This is a genomic window from Ignavibacteriota bacterium, from assembly GCA_016708125.1.
Lineage (GTDB): Bacteria > Bacteroidota > Ignavibacteria > Ignavibacteriales > Melioribacteraceae.
Genome location: JADJGF010000001.1, coordinates 2,024,938 through 2,042,433 on the forward strand (window position 1 = coordinate 2,024,938; position 17,496 = coordinate 2,042,433).

Sequence of the window (17,496 nt, forward strand, 5' to 3'; positions counted from 1 at the left end):
AAAGTTCATGAATTTTCTTTTAAATAAGTATTTTAAAAATCGCTAAGTATTATAGATTATAAATATTTAGATAAGGTTTATAAATTAACAGCTTTCTTAAATGTTGGATTTGTCAAATTGGAAAGTATTGAGGGAATTTGATTAAACTCGCTTGATTTATTAATAAAATAATCTGCGCCTAATTTTAATGCAGAAGTTTTATATTGTTCATTGGGATAATTAGTAAGAATCACAACTTTCATTTTTTTATTTACTTTTCTAATATTTGCTAAAACTTCCAATCCATTTACACCCGGCATCCTTATATCTAAAAGTAAAATATCAGGTTTAAATCGCTTAATTAACTGAAGTCCTTCAATTGAATTGGAAGCTTCTGCAACTAAATTTATATCACTTACAGAAGCTATAATTGTTTTAAGTCGAGATCTTAGAAGTTCCGAATCATCAACTATCATAAGTTTTTGCATTCACTAACCTCTAAATAATTCGGAATGTAAATCTTAATGGCAAAGTAACAACAAGCTTTGGTAAAAATAATAGGATTTTTCTTATTGTGAGCGGATTAAATTCTATAAATGCTGTAGGAATAAATCTTACAAAAAATTAAACTAAACTATTAGTAATACAATACTTTGTAATTTCTGCATTATTCTTGAAATTCATTTTGGCTAAAATTCTTGATCTGTAAGTGCTGATAGTTTTAATACTTAAGCAAATTTCATCTGCAATTTCCGAAACAGTTTTTCCGCATGCAATTAAACGCATAACTTCAAATTCACGGTTAGATAAAATTTCAGCAGGATTTTCACTTTTATTTTTAATCAAGTCTTTTGCTAATTCTTGAGCTAATTCACTCGAAATATATTTTCCGCCTTTTATGCTTGTAAGAATTGCAGTTTTTAATTCTTCAGGACTTGCAAATTTAGGAATATATCCGGAGGCGCCGGCTTTTAAAACTCTTTTTGCATATTGATTTTCCGGGTGAACGCTGATAATTAAAATTGGAAGTTCCGGTTTAATTTGCTTTAAATAACTTAAAATTTCAAAACCGCTTTTTCCGGGCATGGAAATATCCAAAAGAAGTAAATCATAATTATTTTTTAACGACAAATCAATAACTTGAGTTCCATTATCAGCTTCGGTAATGGAGGCAATTTCATCAATTTGGGAAATAATTTGTTTTAAACCTTCTCTTACAACCGCATGATCATCTGCAATTAATATTTTCATCTGAGCAAGTTTTTTATTTTAAGATACGAATTATATTTTGCAACAAAAATGGAAAAATATTTTACATTTTATTCATTTATTGAACTTTTGATTTTTATAAATTCCGCAAATCTTTCAAGCAATTCCCAAGAGTAAATTCCCGAATCATAACCATCTTTCCAAGTAATACTAATTGCATAATTTCCCACGCTTTTAATATCTGCAATTTCATATTTCCCGGGTTTATCCGGTCCAGCCGGAGGCGGCGGATAATGTTTCCATAGAATTGTCTCGCCTTTATTTCCGGCATCCGGCGATTCATCTCTTAAAAATTTCAATGGGAATTCAACAATATTATTTTCGTTCCATTCAACTAATAAAATTTTTTGATCAATAAGTTTTATTTTTTTTGGTTTCATAGCAAAATTAAAAGTACTTAAAATTCATAAAGTGCCTAAAATACTTAAAATACTTTTGCACACTTTGTTTTAGTTGTTTCCTAAAATTAATGGCAATCCGTCTTTTCCGGAACCAATTACTACAATTTTTGAATTTGGAGAATTCGCCAATTTTTCAGTAGCTTCAATTCCTTTCCACTTTAAAAGATTTTCATTTATTCCATTGCTAACAATTGTTTGAAAATCTGCAATTCCTTTTGCTTCAATTCTTTTTCTATCGGCTTCTTGTTCTTCTTTCTGAAGTATAAAAGACATTCTCTGACTTTCTTGCTCAGCTTGCAATTTTTCTTCAATTGATTTTGTTAAACGTTCCGGCAAAGCTACTTGTCGCAACGGAGCTTTTTCAATAATAATTCCTCTATCGCTAACCAAATGCTGTAATTCATTTACAATTTCATCTTCCAATTGTTTTCTTGATGCCGTGTAAAGTGCTTTTGCCTCATATTTAGCAGTAACTCCGCGCGTAACTGATCTAAATTGCGGAACAAGAATTACATTTAAATAATCTCCGCCTTCAATTGATTTATAAATTTCATTTGTTTTGGATGGATCAAGCCGGAACTGAAGACTTAATTCCAAATTTACACTTAATCCTTCTTTTGAAGGAACCGTCATCGTTTCCTTAATCTCTTGAGTTTTAAAACTATATTTAATAATTCTTGCAAGCGGATTTACAAGATTTACACCCGGTTTTAAAGTGTTGTCACTAACAGTTCCAAGAAAATCTACTACGCCGACTGTTCCCGCGGGTATTACAGTAAATATTTGAACAATTGCAAAAATTGCAGCAACAATAGAAATAATTAACGTAATTGTTGCTTCTTGAAATCGCTTATTTTTTTTAACATTTACATGAATTGCGAAAAAAACTACCGCAGCTAAAATTCCAATTATGAAATACATTTTTCCTCCAACCTAACTAATAATTTTTTTAATCAATTTTTTCGGTTTAACTTTATTTGATGAAATTATTAACGAATTTAAAATCATAGATTTTGTTTCGTCAATTTTATTTTTTTTGTTCGAAAATAATTCGGCTATTTTTTCGCCTTTATTAATTCTATTTCCAATTTTGGGATAAAAAATAATTCCCGCAGTTGGATCTATAATATCTGTCTTTGTAATTCTTCCAGCACCCAATTCTAATGATGCCATTCCAATTTGATAATTATCTATTGATTTTAAATATCCGTTTTTTTCGGAATAAATAATTTCATGAAATTTTGATTTGGGATATGATTCGGGATTTTTTAAAAACTTAGTATCGCCTTTTTGAAGTTTAACAATTTCTAAAAATTTATCAAATGCTTTTCCATTCCTAATTAATTCTTCGGAAATTATAAAACCTTCTTCAATTGATTTTGCCTTTCCGCCAAGAAAAATCATTGCTCCGGAAAGATTTAGAGAAAGTTCATACAAACCTTCAACTTTTTCGCCATTCAAAATTTTTATAGATTCATAAACTTCCAACCAATTTCCAATGTAATTTCCCAACGGCTGATTCATATCTGTAATAAAAGCAATAACTTTTTTATCAAATGATTTTGCCGTATCAATTAACGAAGTTGCAAGTTTGTCGGCATCTTTAAGAGTTTTCATAAATGCGCCGCTTCCGGTTTTAACATCTAAAACTAAACCGTCAATTCCTTCTGCTAATTTTTTGCTCATTATACTTCCGGTAATAAGCGGAATTGATTCAACGGTTGCGGTAACATCGCGCAACGCATAAATTAATTTATCAGCCGGTGCAACATCTTTTGTTTGCCCAATTAAAACAGCTCCGCATTTCTGTAAAATACTTTGATATTGTGCAAGAGAAAGATTTGTATTAAAACCGGGAATTGCTTCCAATTTATCAAGAGTTCCGCCGCTATGACCTAAACCTCTTCCGGAAATCATTGGAACATTAACTCCCGCCGCCGCAACAATTGGAGCAATAATTAATGAAGTTTTATCACCAACTCCGCCGGTAGAATGTTTATCAACTTTTTTCCCGGAGATGTGAGATAAGTTAATAACTTTGCCGCTATACAGCATCGCTTTTGTTAAGTAAGAAGTTTCCTTTTCAGTAAATCCATTTAAAAATCCAGCCATCAAAAATGCAGAAAATTGATAATCCGGAATTAAATTTTTACTGAATGAAGAAACAAGAAAACTAATTTCGGAATTAGTTAATTCCTCTTTGTCTCTTTTTTTCTTTATTAAAGTTACAGTGTTCATATTTTTAGAATTGATTAATAAAAATGTAAATACAATATAAAATTTATCTCGTTAAGATTGAAATTAAGAATCATTTTAGATATTATGAAATTATAAATCTATTTATTTAAATAAAATTTTTTGAGGAAAAATATGTTCAATCCAAATTATAAGTTTACTTGTGTTGATAGATTTTTGAAATATGTAAAATTCGATACAAAATCAGATGAAGATTCAACAACATTTCCAAGCGATCCGAAACAGCTTGAACTTTCAAAATATCTTGTAAATGAATTAAAGGAAATTGGTTTAACCGATGCCCACATGGATGAAAACGGTTATGTGATTGCAACTTTAAATAGCAATACGGAAAAAGATGTTCCGGTAATTGGTTTTATTTCACATGTGGATACTTCACCGGCGGTAAGCGGGAAAGATGTAAATCCGCAAATTGTAAAAAATTATGATGGAAGCGATATAACTTTATTAAATGGTAAAATTATTGATGTTGCGAACAATCCGGAATTAAAAGATATGTTGGGATTTGATATAATAACAACCGATGGTACAACACTTTTAGGTGCTGATGATAAAGCGGGAATTGCAGAAATTATGGATGCTATGAATTACCTAATTTTGCATCCGGAAATTAAACACGGAACAATAAAAATTTGTTTTACTCCAGATGAAGAAGTTGGCAGAGGAACGGAAAAATTTAATGTTGAAAAATTCGGTGCAAAATATGCTTACACAATTGACGGAGGAACAAGAGGAGAAATTGAAACTGAAACATTTAGCGCAGATGCCGTAAACATTGAATTTATTGGGAAAAATGTTCATCCGGGTTATGCAAAAGGGAAGATGATAAATTCCGTAAAAATGGCTTCATACTTTTTAGAACTTTTACCCAAAGATAAATTATCTCCGGAAACAACAGAAAAAAGAGAAGGCTACGTTCACTGCACAACAATAAATGGCAACGAAGAAAAAACAGTTTTAAAATTTATCATTCGTGATTTTATTGATACAAAACTAAAAGAATATGAAAATTATCTTCAAGAATTAGTTAATAAAACTGTTGAAAAATTTCCCGGTTCAGTCAGCAATTTTAAAGTTATTGAACAATACAGAAATATGAAAAATATTTTAGTTCAGCATCCGGAAATTGAAAATAATGCAATTGAAGCTTTAGAAAGATTGGGAATCAAACCAATTCAATCTCCAATTAGAGGCGGAACAGACGGCTCACGCTTAAGTTTTATGGGTTTGCCAACTCCGAATATTTTTGCGGGAGGACATAATTTTCATGCTGTTACAGAATATGTTGCAATTCAAGATATGGAAATGTCAACAAAAACTATTGTAGAAATTTGTAAAATTTGGGAAGAAAAAGCTGAAAATATTGCGTAATTATTTAAAGGTTATTTCAAAATATATTGAAGTAACCTTTATTTATTTTCACGAATAATAAATTTAAAAGTATATTTTCAAACACAATTTATTTTATCGGGGCAAAAATGGTAATTCTTGAGAAGCATACAATTGCCGAAGTTCTGAACGAATCAGTTAAAAAATATCCTTCAAATATTGCAATGTCAAGCATTGATGGAAACGCAATAACTTATAATGAAATGCAGACTAAAGTTCAGAAAATTTCTGATTTTCTTAGAGATCGTGGAATTGTAAGTGGAGATAGAGTTGCCATTTGCAGTGAAAATACTCCCAATTGGGCATTGACTTATTTGGCAATTACAACAATTGGAGCAGTTGCTGTTCCGATTATGACGGAATTTCAATCGGCTGATCTTCATCATATTCTACGTCATTCCGGAAGTAAAGCATTATTTATATCAGCAAAACTTTACGAAAAAGTTGAAGAGTTTAGCTCGGAAAATTTAACAACATATATTTTGTTAGATGATTTAAGCATTATTCCGCACGATAAAACAAGTGATATTATTAGTGAAAAATTAAAGGAAGGAAAAAGAGAATTTGCAAAAATTTTAGATGCCGCAATGAAATTTGTTGGAATAAAAGATGAAAAAATTAATGAAGATGATTTAGCCGCAATTGTTTATACATCGGGCACAACCGGACATTCTAAAGGAGTAATGCTTAGTCACAAAAATATTGTTTTTGATGCAGTTGCAACAACCGAATTTGTTGATATAAATGAAAAAGATAGAATGCTTTCGCAGCTTCCGCTTGCGCACACAATGGAATGCACACTTGGATTGATTACGCCAATTATGGTTGGCGCTGCAGTTTATTATTTGGAAAAACCTCCAACAGCCGCAATTTTATTGCCTGCATTAAAAAAAGTAAAACCAACAATTATGGTTTCGGTTCCGTTAATTATTGAAAAAATTTACAAAATGAAAATTCTGCCGGAAATTAATAAAAAAGCAGTTACGCGGAATTTGTATAAAATTCCTCTTCTTAGAAAAAAAATAAATGGAGTTGCCGGTAAAAAATTGAAAGAAACTTTTGGCGGAAGTTTAAGAATGTTTTGTATCGGCGGCGCAGCTTTAGCTTCCGATGTAGAAAAGTTTTTAGTTGAAGCAAAATTCCCTTATGCAATGGGTTACGGCTTAACTGAAACTTCTCCGCTTGTTACTGGAACGGATAATTTTGGCGTTCGTTCGGGTGCTTCGGGAACTACACTTTACGGAATGGAAGTTAAAATTGTTGATCCCGATCCGACAACAAATGAAGGTGAAGTTTATATTAAAGGTCCAAATGTTATGAAAGGATATTACAAAGATCCCGAAAAAACTGCCGAAGTTTTAAGTAAAGACGGATGGTTCAAATCCGGCGATCTTGGTTATATTGATAAAGATGGATATTTGTTTTTAAAAGGAAGATCCAAAAATGTAATAATTGGAAGCAACGGAAAAAATATTTATCCCGAAGAAATAGAATCTGTGATTAATGAAAATAATTATGTCTTAGAATCTTTAGTTTATGAATCAGATAAAAAATTGATCGCAAGAATTCATTTAAATTATGAAGAACTTGATAGAGAATTTAATTTGCAGAATGTTAAAGAATCCGATGCAAGAAAAAAAGTTGATGAATTGCTAAATGAAATTATGGTTAATGTAAATAAACGAGTTTCAACATTTTCGCGCTTAAATAAAATTGTTCAACAACCGGAACCATTTGAAAAAACTCCGACGAAAAAAATTAAGAGATATTTGTATAACTAATTTTTATTTACATCATTATTAAGTGATTCAAAATATCTGCGGATTAAATCTTGATAATCCTTGGAATATCCTTCCTTTATTGCTTTAAGAAGTTCTTCTCTTAAAATATCTTTTGCTTGCTGATTTGAAAGATTAATATTTCCGGGAGAAGTTAAATCAAAAATTTTTCCTTCTTTGGATTCTCTTTTTTCTTCGTAATCTCTCTCATTAATTGAAAGTTGTGCATCTAAAAGTCGCGATAATATTTTATCTTGTTTCTTTATCAAATTATCATCAACTTTTTGTGTATTCATTCCCGATACAACTTCTTTCATTTCATTCAATACAGATTCTAAATTTGAGGCAAGTTTTTTTGATTCGCTTGATTCTTTCGCTTCTCTATTTAAATCTTGCAACGATTTTTGAATTGCACTTTGCTGTTGAGCTAATCTTTGAACCTGCGCTCTTTGCTGCATTGATAATTGTCCTTGTCGAAGAGATTGTGTTTGCTGATTCAAACCCATTTGCTGTTGAGCAAGCTGCTGTAACTGCTGCATAAGCGACATCATTCCTCCGCCTTGTCCTCCGCCCTGCATCATACTTTGTAACGAGTTTTGCATTATTGAAGCAGCATCATTCAAATTTTTCATGGCTTCGTTTTGTCCAATTGTTGAACCCATTCCGTTTTTGTTTTGAAGACCGGAAAGTGATTCCATCATATTTTTTTTTGCATCGCCGAGAGCTTTTCCCATTTCCGGACTTATTGCAAAAGTTTTTTGAGAAAGATTATCTAATTGCTTAAAAATATTATCAAGGTTTTGCTGAAGCTCCATTTGGTTCTGCATAAATTCAGAATATTGATTTTGCTGCGAATAAGAATTTTCTACTTTATTTTTTAAGCTTTCTTGTTCTTTCGATAAATCAATTATATTATCAATTGCTTGAAGCATTTTCTGCATAACCATAGATTGATTTTTTTTCTGCATTTGCTGCTGCATACTTTGCAAATCATTTTTCATTGAATTCATATTTTGAGAAAGCTGTTGTTGAAATTGCATTGCATTATCAAAATTTTGTTTCTGTAATTCCTCTAAAGATTTTTGCGAGAGTTCTTCATTTTTCTGTTCATCAAATTTTTTATTTGCATCATCCATTTGCTGCTTAGGCATATTTTCTACTTCTTTCATTTTCTCGCTTAACTTTTCCATCTCATCTTTTAATTCAGAAATATTTTTATCAATATTTTTTTGTTCATTCGATAATTCATTTTGTTTACTTAAATCATTCTTCGAATTTTTCTCATTTGTATTTTTTTTAAGCTCTTCTAAATTCTCAACAATTTTTTCCGTTCGTTTAACTATTTCATCCATCTTTTGCTCAATCTGAATTTGCTTCAATAAATTCAATGTTCTTTCAATACTTTTCTGAAAAGCTTTTTCATTCATTGATAAATTCTCTAAAGAATTTTGCACTTTATCACGCATTAAATCTTTCATGGAATCATTCAAATTTTCCAAAGCTTTTTTTAATTCATCACTGTTTAGCTCATCAAATAAATTCTGAAGTTCTTCATACTTTTTCATAGTTTCTTCGGAGAGCAAATTATTCTGCATCATTTTATTCTGCATTTCATGCAAATTATTTTTTACATCTTCAATTTTTTCCGAAACTTCTTCAAATTTTTTAGCTGCTTGTTCAATTCTTTCTTTTTCATTCCAATCAATTTTGTTTTCATTTTTCTTCAATTCATTATTTATTTCGTTCAGCTCAAGTTTTAATTCTTCAGCTTCTTTCATTGTTTTTGTCAACTCATCAATTGCATTTTCTTGCGTGTTTTCAACTTCGGCAAAAAGTTCATTTAAAGTTGGAATTCTAATTTTGAAAAAATTACTTCTCGTTTGTTTGGGACCGGAAATATTATCATTATCAAAAACATCAATAAAAAAAGTAACAATATTATTCTCACGCAAAAATAATTTTGTTAAATCCCAATTGTAATATAGCGCTTGCTCCAATTCAGATTTATCAATTGCTAAAATTAATTGGTTAAACTTTTGTTCAGAATTTTCTTCATTTGTTTCGGAAATTTTATAATTCAAAATGCAATTTGAAAATCCGAAATCGTCTTTAATTGTGTAATTAATATTTATCAAATTGTTTTGCGGAAGCAGAGAATTTTGTTCCGGTTTTGTAATTTCAATTGCCGGAAATTCATCTGGAATAATTTTTACGGAATAATAAATCGGATTTTCATTTTTGTTTTTCGCTGAATCTATAATCTCAAAAAAATAATTCATTTCATTAAAAATTTTGTAAGTGCCGGTTATATTTTTTTTATCGATAATTAATTTTTCTTTCAAACTATCATTTATAATAATCGTCGCATTTATTATTTCCTTAGAAGTTTTCAAATTGAAATTAACTTTTGAACCTTTTAAAACTAAAAGATTGCCGTTATCATTCTGAATTATTTTTGGCAATTTGGAATATTCCGGCGGAATAATTTCCAGAACTAAACTTGTGATTTGCGGAGTTGTAGAAACATTAATTTTAAAAATATCGGTTTTGTAATTTTTATTTCCGGCAAAATATGTAAAAGAACTTTTAACATTTCTTATCTGCAAAGTATAAATTTTATTAGAATCTAAAAAAATATTCTGAGAAATAAATTCTGATTGAAATTGATTTTTGGTAAAAAACTCAATTGTATTCGGTGCATTTCCTTTTGCAATAATTTTAATTTCAACATTTTCATTTTTCTGTATTTCCAAATTTCCGGGAAAAATTTCCAGTGAAAATTCATTTGGCTTTGAGAAAGTTTTGCCGAAGTTTATTACTCGATTTGAAGCACTTCTTAAATCTTGATTTAATAAAATGAAAACAAAAAATATTAAAATAAAAAGAGCTGTAATTTTTGAAAAATATTTTAAGTGGGAATAATTAATAACTTTTGCAAATTGCAAATCCTTAACCGAGTTAAAAACATCGAGAAAAGCCGCATCTTTTAATTGGGGAGAAAAATTAGAATCATCATTTTTTAATAATTGTATTGAGTTTAAAAGTTTATCTTTTACTTGCGGAAAATGAAAACCAATTTGGTTAGATGCTGATTCTATTGAAGTTTGTTCCGGTTTCTTAAATAATTTGTAAAAATTTAAAATTGCCGGAATAATTGAAATTATAAAAATTGCAAAAAGAATAATTATTAAAATTGTTCGAATAATTGAGCTGAAATAAAAATAAGTTTCAAGCAATGAAATTGTTAAAAATATTAATGTGATAATTCCTAAAGTTTTAACAATTCCAATTGCAAAATCTCTAAAATAAATATGTTTGATAAATTCCGAGATTTTAGAAATCAGCAAATTTATATTTGAATTTTTTAAATCCATTTTTAATGTGTGAGTGAATAAATAATAATATTCGTTCCAAATTTTAATGCTTCTTCTCTTTTTTCCGGAGAATCATTATGCACATCGGGATTTGCCCAGCCGTCACTTGGATTACTTTCCGCCGTGTAATAAATAACCATACGTTTTCCTAAAAACAATCCAAAACCTTTTGGAGCTTTATTATCATGCTCATGAATTTTCGGCGGACCTTGCTCAAACTCGTAAAATGAATTATAAATTTCATGATTAAACGGAAGTTCAATTAATTCATTATTTGGAAATACTTTTTTTAATTCTCTTCTAAAACTTTTATCTAAACCGTAATCGTCATCAACGTAAAGAAATCCTCCGTTATCCAAATAATCTCTTAAATTATTCGCACTTTTTTCTGTTAAAATAATATTTCCGTGACCGGTTAAAAATAAAAATGGAAAGCTAAAAATTTCGGTTGTTTCAATATCAACAAATTTATAAACGGGATTTGTTATGATATTTGTCTTTTCCGAAACAAATTTTAGCAAATTAATTTCTGCAGAAGGATCGTTATACCAATCACCGCCGCCGGAATATTTTACTCGTGCAATTTCAAAAAATGGGGAATTTTGAGAAAAAGTTTCTGCAAAAGTAATAATTATTATAATTAGTAAAATTTTGATCATTTTGTTTTTCAAACTTTTCTAAAAACGATACCTAAAATTAAATAATATTACTACTTGCGGAGGCAATTTGTTTCCTATTTATTTGTGTGAGCTATATCACAATTAAAAAAATATTGTTTCATTATTAAATTTTTCAAGCATTTTGAATGATTTTTGAGACACAAAAAATCAAAAATTCAATTACCTAATAATTTTATGAAAAATTTTAGCTGAATAAATTTGATAAAATAATTTGCTACTTAACTAAAGAAAACTTAAGTCGATTATAGAATATACTATTTTAAAAACAAATAACTATGAAGATACAATTATGAAAAAGAACTATATTTTGTTTGCCTTCATTTTAATCTTATCAGCATTTATAATTAGCTGCGATACAAAAAGTACAGATCCTGACGATACCGATGGAACTGATACGACTGATGTAGTAGTTCTGAATGGTCAAGTTGTAGCAGCAGAATCCGGTGATCCTTTAAGCGGTGCAATTATAAAAATTTCAGATGGATTAACCGTTAAAGGTGCAACTACGGGCGCTGACGGCAAATTTACAGCAAATTTTGAATTAACTTCTGATACTGATTTATCAATAATTGCATTTAAAGCGGGATATTTTCAAGATACAACCGAAATATTTGCAATCGTAAATACAGAGATGGAAGTTCCACTTTTTCAATTACAAAGAGATGAAAGCTCAAATGTTGCCGGGTATTCCGGTAAAGCGGCATCAATTTATCTTTATACTCAATCATCGGAATTTGTTGGTGTAACCGCAAGCGGTGCTGCAGAAAATATTGATATAGTTTTTGAAATTTCGGATTCAAGCGGAATAATTATTGGTGAAAGTAATGCAATTGAAGTAAGCTTTAGATTTGGTTCTGCACCAAACGGCGGAGAATATTTATATCCTTCTTCGGTTGTTAGTAATGCTTTAGGAAAAGCAGCAGTTTCTTTAAAAACCGGGACAAAAGCAGGAGTTGCTCAAATAATTGCAGAAGCCGTTGTTGATGGAAAACCAATTGCATCAAAACCAGTAAGCGTTACAATTCACGGCGGTTTCCCGGATATGGCACATTTTAGTATTGGTCCTGAAAAATTAAATTATCCTTATTTTTATGTAATAAATGAAGAAGCAAGAATAACAGTTTTAATTGGCGATAAATTTTCAAATCCGGTACGACCCGGAACAGCAGTTTATTTTAGTTCGGATGCTGGTGTAATTGCCGGTTCTGCACTAACAAACGAAATGGGAGTCGCTTCAGTTAGTCTTCTTTCGGGTTATCCAAAACCAAATGATCCAACTTATGGACCCGGATTTTTCTTTGTATATGCATCAACAGTAAATGAAAATGAAGAACAAATTACTACAAGAACAAGATTATTATTTTCCGGTTTACCGGTTGTAAACCTATATCCATTAAATATTGATACGTTAGGAAACGTTACACAAGTTGAAACAGTAGATATTGCAAACGGCGGACTTCAATCATTTATGTACACCGTAACCGATGATATGGGTCATCCATTAGCTTCCGGAAATAATTACTCGGTTGGAATTGCAACTGATGGCGATGCCGGCGCCGGCGGAGATATAAATATTACAATGCCGGATACACAACAAGGAAATACAATATTTTATTTCTCTGTTCAAGATACTAAACCGGATGAATTAACACCTGCCGCTATAACTGTTACTGTTAGCTCAAGCGGTCCAAATGGCAGATCAAGTGCTTCTGCAAATGGAATTACACGTTAATTAAATTATTCAAAAATAAGTATAAAAAGTCCGGTAATTGCCGGACTTTTGTATTTTTAAACCTTCGTCGTATTGAATAAAGGGCTCTATTTAATTATCTTAGCAAACTAAATTAAGATAATAACTGGGAAATAAATGGATTTCAAAATTCGTACACATACTTGTAATGATTTAAGAGAAAGTAATATTAACGATACCGTTGTTCTAAACGGATGGGTTGATAACCGTCGTGATTTAGGCGGCGTTATTTTTATAGATTTAAGAGATAGATACGGAATTACACAAATTGTTTTTGAACCAACTTATAATAAAGATTCGCATGAACTAAGCAAAGTTTTAAGAAGTGAGTTTGTAATTTCAATTGAAGGAAAAGTTAGAAAAAGACCAACCGGAACTGAAAATTCAAACTTGGCAACCGGAAATGTTGATATAATGGTTGATAAATTAATTATTCTAAATGAAGCAAAAACTCCGCCTTTTCCAATTAAAGATAATATAGATGTTTCAGAAGAACTTCGATTAAAATATAGATATCTCGATTTAAGAAGAGCGAGAATGCAGAAAAATCTTCTAACACGTCATCAATTCTATCAAATTGTAAGAAAATATTTTGATGAAAATAATTTCATAGAAGTTGAAACTCCGATTTTAATGAAAAGTACTCCGGAAGGCGCAAGAGACTTTTTGGTTCCGAGCAGACTTCACAAAGGAAGTTTTTATGCACTTCCGCAATCACCGCAAACTTATAAACAATTGCTTATGGTTTCCGGGTATGATAGATATTTTCAAATTGTAAAATGCTTTAGAGATGAAGATTTGCGTGCAGATCGCCAACCGGAATTTACCCAAATTGATGTGGAAATGTCTTTTATCAACGAAGAAATTATTCATCAAATGGTTGAAGGTTTGATGGCAAAATTATACAAAGAAATTAAAGGTAAAGATTTACAGCTTCCTCTAAAAAGATTAACGTACAATGAAGCATTAGAAAAATTTGGAAGCGATAAACCCGATACAAGATTCGGAATGGAAATGGTTACTTTGAATGAAGTTTTTTCAGCAACTGAATTTAAAGTGTTCAAAGATACATTAGATAATGGCGGAATTATAACTTCGCTTTTGGCAAAAAATTGCGGAGATTATACAAGAAATCAACTTGATGTTTTAACGGAATTTGTAAAAAAATTAGGTGCCGGCGGTTTAATTTGGATGCGTGTAAAAGAAGATGGTTTAGAAGCGCCAATTTCCAAATTTTTAACCGATATCGAAAAAAATAATATTATCTCAAAGTTAAACGCAAAAGTCGGGGATTTAGTTTTAATTCTTTCCGGCTCAAAAAGTAAAGCACTTCCTATTATGGGAAATTTACGATTGGAAATGGCAAAAAGATTAAATTTAATACAAAATGTTGTTGAAGATGAATTAATTTGGATTACAAAATTCCCATTATTTGAGTGGGATGATGAAACTCAAAGACTTTATGCAATGCATCATCCGTTTACTTCTCCGCAATTAGAAGATGTAGAATATCTTGAAAGAAATCCGTTAAAAGTTCACGCACGAGCTTATGATTTGGTAATGAATGGAAATGAAATTGCAGGCGGAAGTATAAGAATTCATAATTCGGAATTACAAGCTAAAATGTTTAAAGCTTTAGGAATTTCCGATGAAGAAGCAAAAGAAAAATTTGGATTTTTAATGAACGCATTTCAATACGGAGCGCCGCCCCACGGTGGAATTGCATTTGGTTTGGATAGAATGGTTATGTTATTTACGGATGAAAATTCAATTAGAGATTTAATAGCGTTCCCCAAAACCACAAGCGGAATTTCTTTAATGGATGAAGCTCCATCAAAAGTAGATGATGAACAATTAAGAGATTTGCACATTCGGCTGAGAAAGTAAAAAAAGTACTTAAAGTGAACTAAAATGCCAAAAGTTCATAAAGTTAAAAAATTTTAACAATTGAAATAGATTGTTCTAAAATTGGGATTACTTTTTTGATTAAGATCAATATTGAGATATTTTAATGAATTATTGATTTATAGCAATTATAAAATCCTTTGATTATACGATAATAATTGGCAAGAAACTTGATAAGTATATGTATGAATATCTTAATTAAATATTTTCTGGGGGGAAAATAAGTGGGTCAACAACAGTTACTTTTAATAATGCTTACCGTTATATTGGTTGGCGTTGCAGTTTTTGTTGGCATCGGAATGTTTACTGCTAATTCTGTTGAACAAAAACGAAATGAAATTATAAATGAATGTACAATCTTAGCCAGTGAAGCTCAATTATATTATAGAAAACCTAAAGCATACGGCGGCGGCGGAAAATCTTTTATTGGATGGCAGCTTCCTCAAGAATTTAACCAAACAGAAGCTGGGTTTTTTGTCAATACAGAAATTCAAGCAGAGCAGGTAATAATTACCGGTACCGGAAACGAAGTTGTAACCGAAAATGATTCTGTTAAAGTTGCAATGACGGTTACCGCTGATTCTATTTCTACGGAAATTATTAATTAAAATTTAAGTCAATTCTACAGGTAAAATTTACATCCTCATTACCTTCTTACTGTACCAAATTGAAATATTTGAGAATATTAGCCAATAGTGAATCATTTTCATACACATATGTGTGATATAAATCACTTTTTTTTAAAGTTTTGAATGTTTTTAGAATTGGCACAGTTATTTCTTTAGTTATTCCAACATTTAATCTCAAACAATTACCATTAACAAACAAAAGGAGTTAAAATAATGGGTCAACAACAGTTATTATTAATCGTTTTAGGTGTTATCATTGTTGGTATCGCAGTAGTAGTTGGTATCAACGTATTTACAGCAAGCAGTAAAAATGCTAATAGAGATGCAGTAATTGCAGATCTTACAACTTTAGCTGCTATGGCTCAACAATATTATAGAAAACCAACAGCAATGGGCGGTGGCGGAAACTCATTCGTAGGATGGGATGTTCCAAGTTCATTAGTTCAAACAGCAAATATGTCTGAAGATGTAACTATCGATGCTCAAACTCAAGATGCTTTAACTTTAACAGCAACATCAACTGAAGCTGGTGTAGACGGTACTCCATTTTCAGTTACAATGGAAATTACCAAAAATGAAATTGATACAACTTATTTCGCGAACTTCTAAAATATTTATCATTTAGTTCGATTATCAATTAAAAGTTCTTAATCATTGAAAGGCTAATAGAGCGAAGTAAGATAGTTTTATTAGCCTTCTTTATTAAAAAAACTAAGAAGAAAACATTATGATAGAATTACGTTTTAATGCTTTAAAAGCAAATGGACAAGCAATTTCAGGTACAATTAGTGCTCCAACTTTAAGCGCAGGTAAAAAGAAAATACAAGAACTTGTTGCTAAACATGGACTAAAAACCAAATCCATTGAAAAGAAATCTACATTCATGTTCAAAGTTAGAAAAGGAAGTGAAAAACCTTTTTCTGGAGAGCAAAAAGCATTTAATAAAGAAGAGGTAACGCAAGCATTATCAAAGCTTGGTTACCAGGTAATTTCTGTCAACAAAAAACTCATTGAATTTAATATGAAACCTCCTGCACAGGAGATTGTTTCGTTTGTAAAAATCAGTGCAGAACTTTTAGATCAAAAATTACCTTACAGTGAAATTATGACTTTGCTTCAAAATGATCTTGAAAATAAGGCATTACGAGAAACATTAAAGCAAATAAATAACGAATTGAAAAAAGGTGCAGATAGTGAAGCAGTATATTTAAAGTATGAAGGCATTTTCGGAAAGTTTACTGCATATATGCTTGGGTTGGCTTCTAAAAGCGGTAACATGACAGAAATTTACAGAGCTACTGCAAAGTTCTTAGAAAGACAACAAGAATTTAAAAAGAATTTAAGAAGTGCATTAATAACACCGCTTATAACATTATTTGTTCTTTTCATTGCAGTGTTATTCTATGTTGGTTACATTTTTCCGGAAACAGCTAAGTTATTCTTGAAATTTGATATTCCTCTTCCTCCGATGACGGCAGCTACATTAGATTTTAGTGATTTCATTTTAGCAAATCCAATATTATTAACTATACTAATTCTTGCTCCGCCAATTGTATTATGGCGATTTTCAAAAACTGAAAAAGGAAAATTCTTTGTAGATAGATACATGTTGAAAATTCCAATTATGGGATCTTTAATTCACAAAACAAATATTGAAGTATTTTGCCGTGTATTTTACACATTATATACAGGTTCGGCAGATAGCATTGAGCCAATTAGAATTGCGGCAGAAGCTACAGGAAATAGGTACTTCGAAAGTCAAATTAAAAATGTCTCGATTCCACTGATGGTAAGCAAAGGTATTGGTCTTACGGATGCATTAGAAGCGAGCGGCATTTTTACATCTACTGCAATTTCAAGATTTCATTCCGGTGAAGAAACCGGTACAATTAAAAATACAGCAAAACAATTAGCAAATTATTACGAAAGTGAAACTGTATTTAGATTAAAAAATGTGATAGAAATGATTCAAGTATTTATTGCAATGATAATTATGGTAGTTATGATTGGGTTAACATTAGTTTCAGCAGAAACAGCAACAATAAGTCCTAAACCACCATCAATGTAATTATAAAGAAAGATTGAA

Annotated in this window: 14 protein-coding genes; 7 read left to right on the forward strand and 7 right to left on the reverse strand. The window is 30.6% G+C overall.

From position 1 onward, the window contains the following. Positions 1 to 77: 77 nt before the first annotated feature. The 5 genes from IPH62_08995 to IPH62_09015 all read right to left on the reverse strand — a co-directional run bounded on the left by IPH62_08995 (position 78) and on the right by IPH62_09015 (position 3,887). Positions 78 to 467 carry a response regulator transcription factor gene (locus IPH62_08995; protein ID MBK7105407.1) on the reverse strand — a complete coding sequence of 130 codons (390 nt, stop codon included), beginning with the start codon at positions 465 to 467 and terminating at the stop codon, positions 78 to 80. A gap of 136 nt (positions 468 to 603) precedes the next feature. Then, entirely contained in the window at positions 604 to 1,230 is a 627-nt protein-coding gene (locus IPH62_09000; GenBank protein ID MBK7105408.1) for a response regulator transcription factor, read from the reverse strand. A gap of 68 nt (positions 1,231 to 1,298) precedes the next feature. Then, on the reverse strand, positions 1,299 to 1,628 hold the full coding sequence (locus IPH62_09005) for a DUF971 domain-containing protein (protein MBK7105409.1): 330 nt from the start codon (positions 1,626 to 1,628) through the stop codon (positions 1,299 to 1,301). Positions 1,629 to 1,697: 69 nt separating this feature from the next. Then, a complete protein-coding gene (locus tag IPH62_09010) occupies positions 1,698 to 2,570 on the reverse strand; it encodes a prohibitin family protein (protein ID MBK7105410.1) in 873 nt (290 codons plus the stop codon). A 12-nt stretch (positions 2,571 to 2,582) separates the two neighbouring features. Further along, a complete protein-coding gene (locus IPH62_09015; protein ID MBK7105411.1) occupies positions 2,583 to 3,887 on the reverse strand; it encodes a thymidine phosphorylase in 1,305 nt (434 codons plus the stop codon). A gap of 132 nt (positions 3,888 to 4,019) precedes the next feature. On the opposite strand from IPH62_09015, the gene pepT reads away from it, so the two are divergent. Beyond that, complete coding sequence (gene pepT, locus IPH62_09020; GenBank protein ID MBK7105412.1) at positions 4,020 to 5,276, forward strand: peptidase T; 1,257 nt, start codon at positions 4,020 to 4,022, stop codon at positions 5,274 to 5,276. A gap of 107 nt (positions 5,277 to 5,383) precedes the next feature. Further along, a complete protein-coding gene (locus IPH62_09025; protein ID MBK7105413.1) occupies positions 5,384 to 7,075 on the forward strand; it encodes an AMP-binding protein in 1,692 nt (563 codons plus the stop codon). On the opposite strand, the gene IPH62_09030 is transcribed toward IPH62_09025, so the two are convergent. Continuing rightward, positions 7,072 to 10,446: a hypothetical protein gene (locus IPH62_09030; protein MBK7105414.1), complete on the reverse strand. Its 3,375-nt coding sequence runs from the start codon at positions 10,444 to 10,446 to the stop codon at positions 7,072 to 7,074. The two genes, IPH62_09025 and IPH62_09030, sit on opposite strands and share 4 nt — an antisense overlap. Positions 10,447 to 10,448: 2 nt before the next feature. After that, positions 10,449 to 11,105 (reverse strand): DUF4159 domain-containing protein, encoded by a 657-nt coding sequence (locus tag IPH62_09035; GenBank protein MBK7105415.1) that lies wholly within the window; start codon positions 11,103 to 11,105, stop codon positions 10,449 to 10,451. 310 nt (positions 11,106 to 11,415) lie between these two features. Between IPH62_09035 and IPH62_09040 the strand changes: the two genes are divergently transcribed. The 5 genes from IPH62_09040 to IPH62_09060 all read left to right on the forward strand — a co-directional run bounded on the left by IPH62_09040 (position 11,416) and on the right by IPH62_09060 (position 17,478). Further along, positions 11,416 to 12,858, forward strand: coding sequence for a hypothetical protein (locus tag IPH62_09040; protein MBK7105416.1), 1,443 nt, complete (start codon positions 11,416 to 11,418; stop codon positions 12,856 to 12,858). Between the two features lie 135 nt (positions 12,859 to 12,993). Beyond that, positions 12,994 to 14,763, forward strand: a complete 1,770-nt coding sequence (gene aspS, locus IPH62_09045; GenBank protein ID MBK7105417.1) for an aspartate--tRNA ligase — start codon at positions 12,994 to 12,996, stop codon at positions 14,761 to 14,763. Positions 14,764 to 15,005: 242 nt separating this feature from the next. Continuing rightward, positions 15,006 to 15,389, forward strand: coding sequence for a hypothetical protein (locus IPH62_09050; protein MBK7105418.1), 384 nt, complete (start codon positions 15,006 to 15,008; stop codon positions 15,387 to 15,389). A 234-nt stretch (positions 15,390 to 15,623) separates the two neighbouring features. Further along, complete coding sequence (locus tag IPH62_09055) at positions 15,624 to 16,019, forward strand: hypothetical protein (protein MBK7105419.1); 396 nt, start codon at positions 15,624 to 15,626, stop codon at positions 16,017 to 16,019. 118 nt (positions 16,020 to 16,137) lie between these two features. Further along, the gene (locus tag IPH62_09060) at positions 16,138 to 17,478 is read left to right on the forward strand and encodes a type II secretion system F family protein (GenBank protein MBK7105420.1); all 1,341 of its coding nucleotides are present in this window, start codon (positions 16,138 to 16,140) and stop codon (positions 17,476 to 17,478) included. The last annotated feature ends 18 nt before the right edge of the window (positions 17,479 to 17,496 follow it).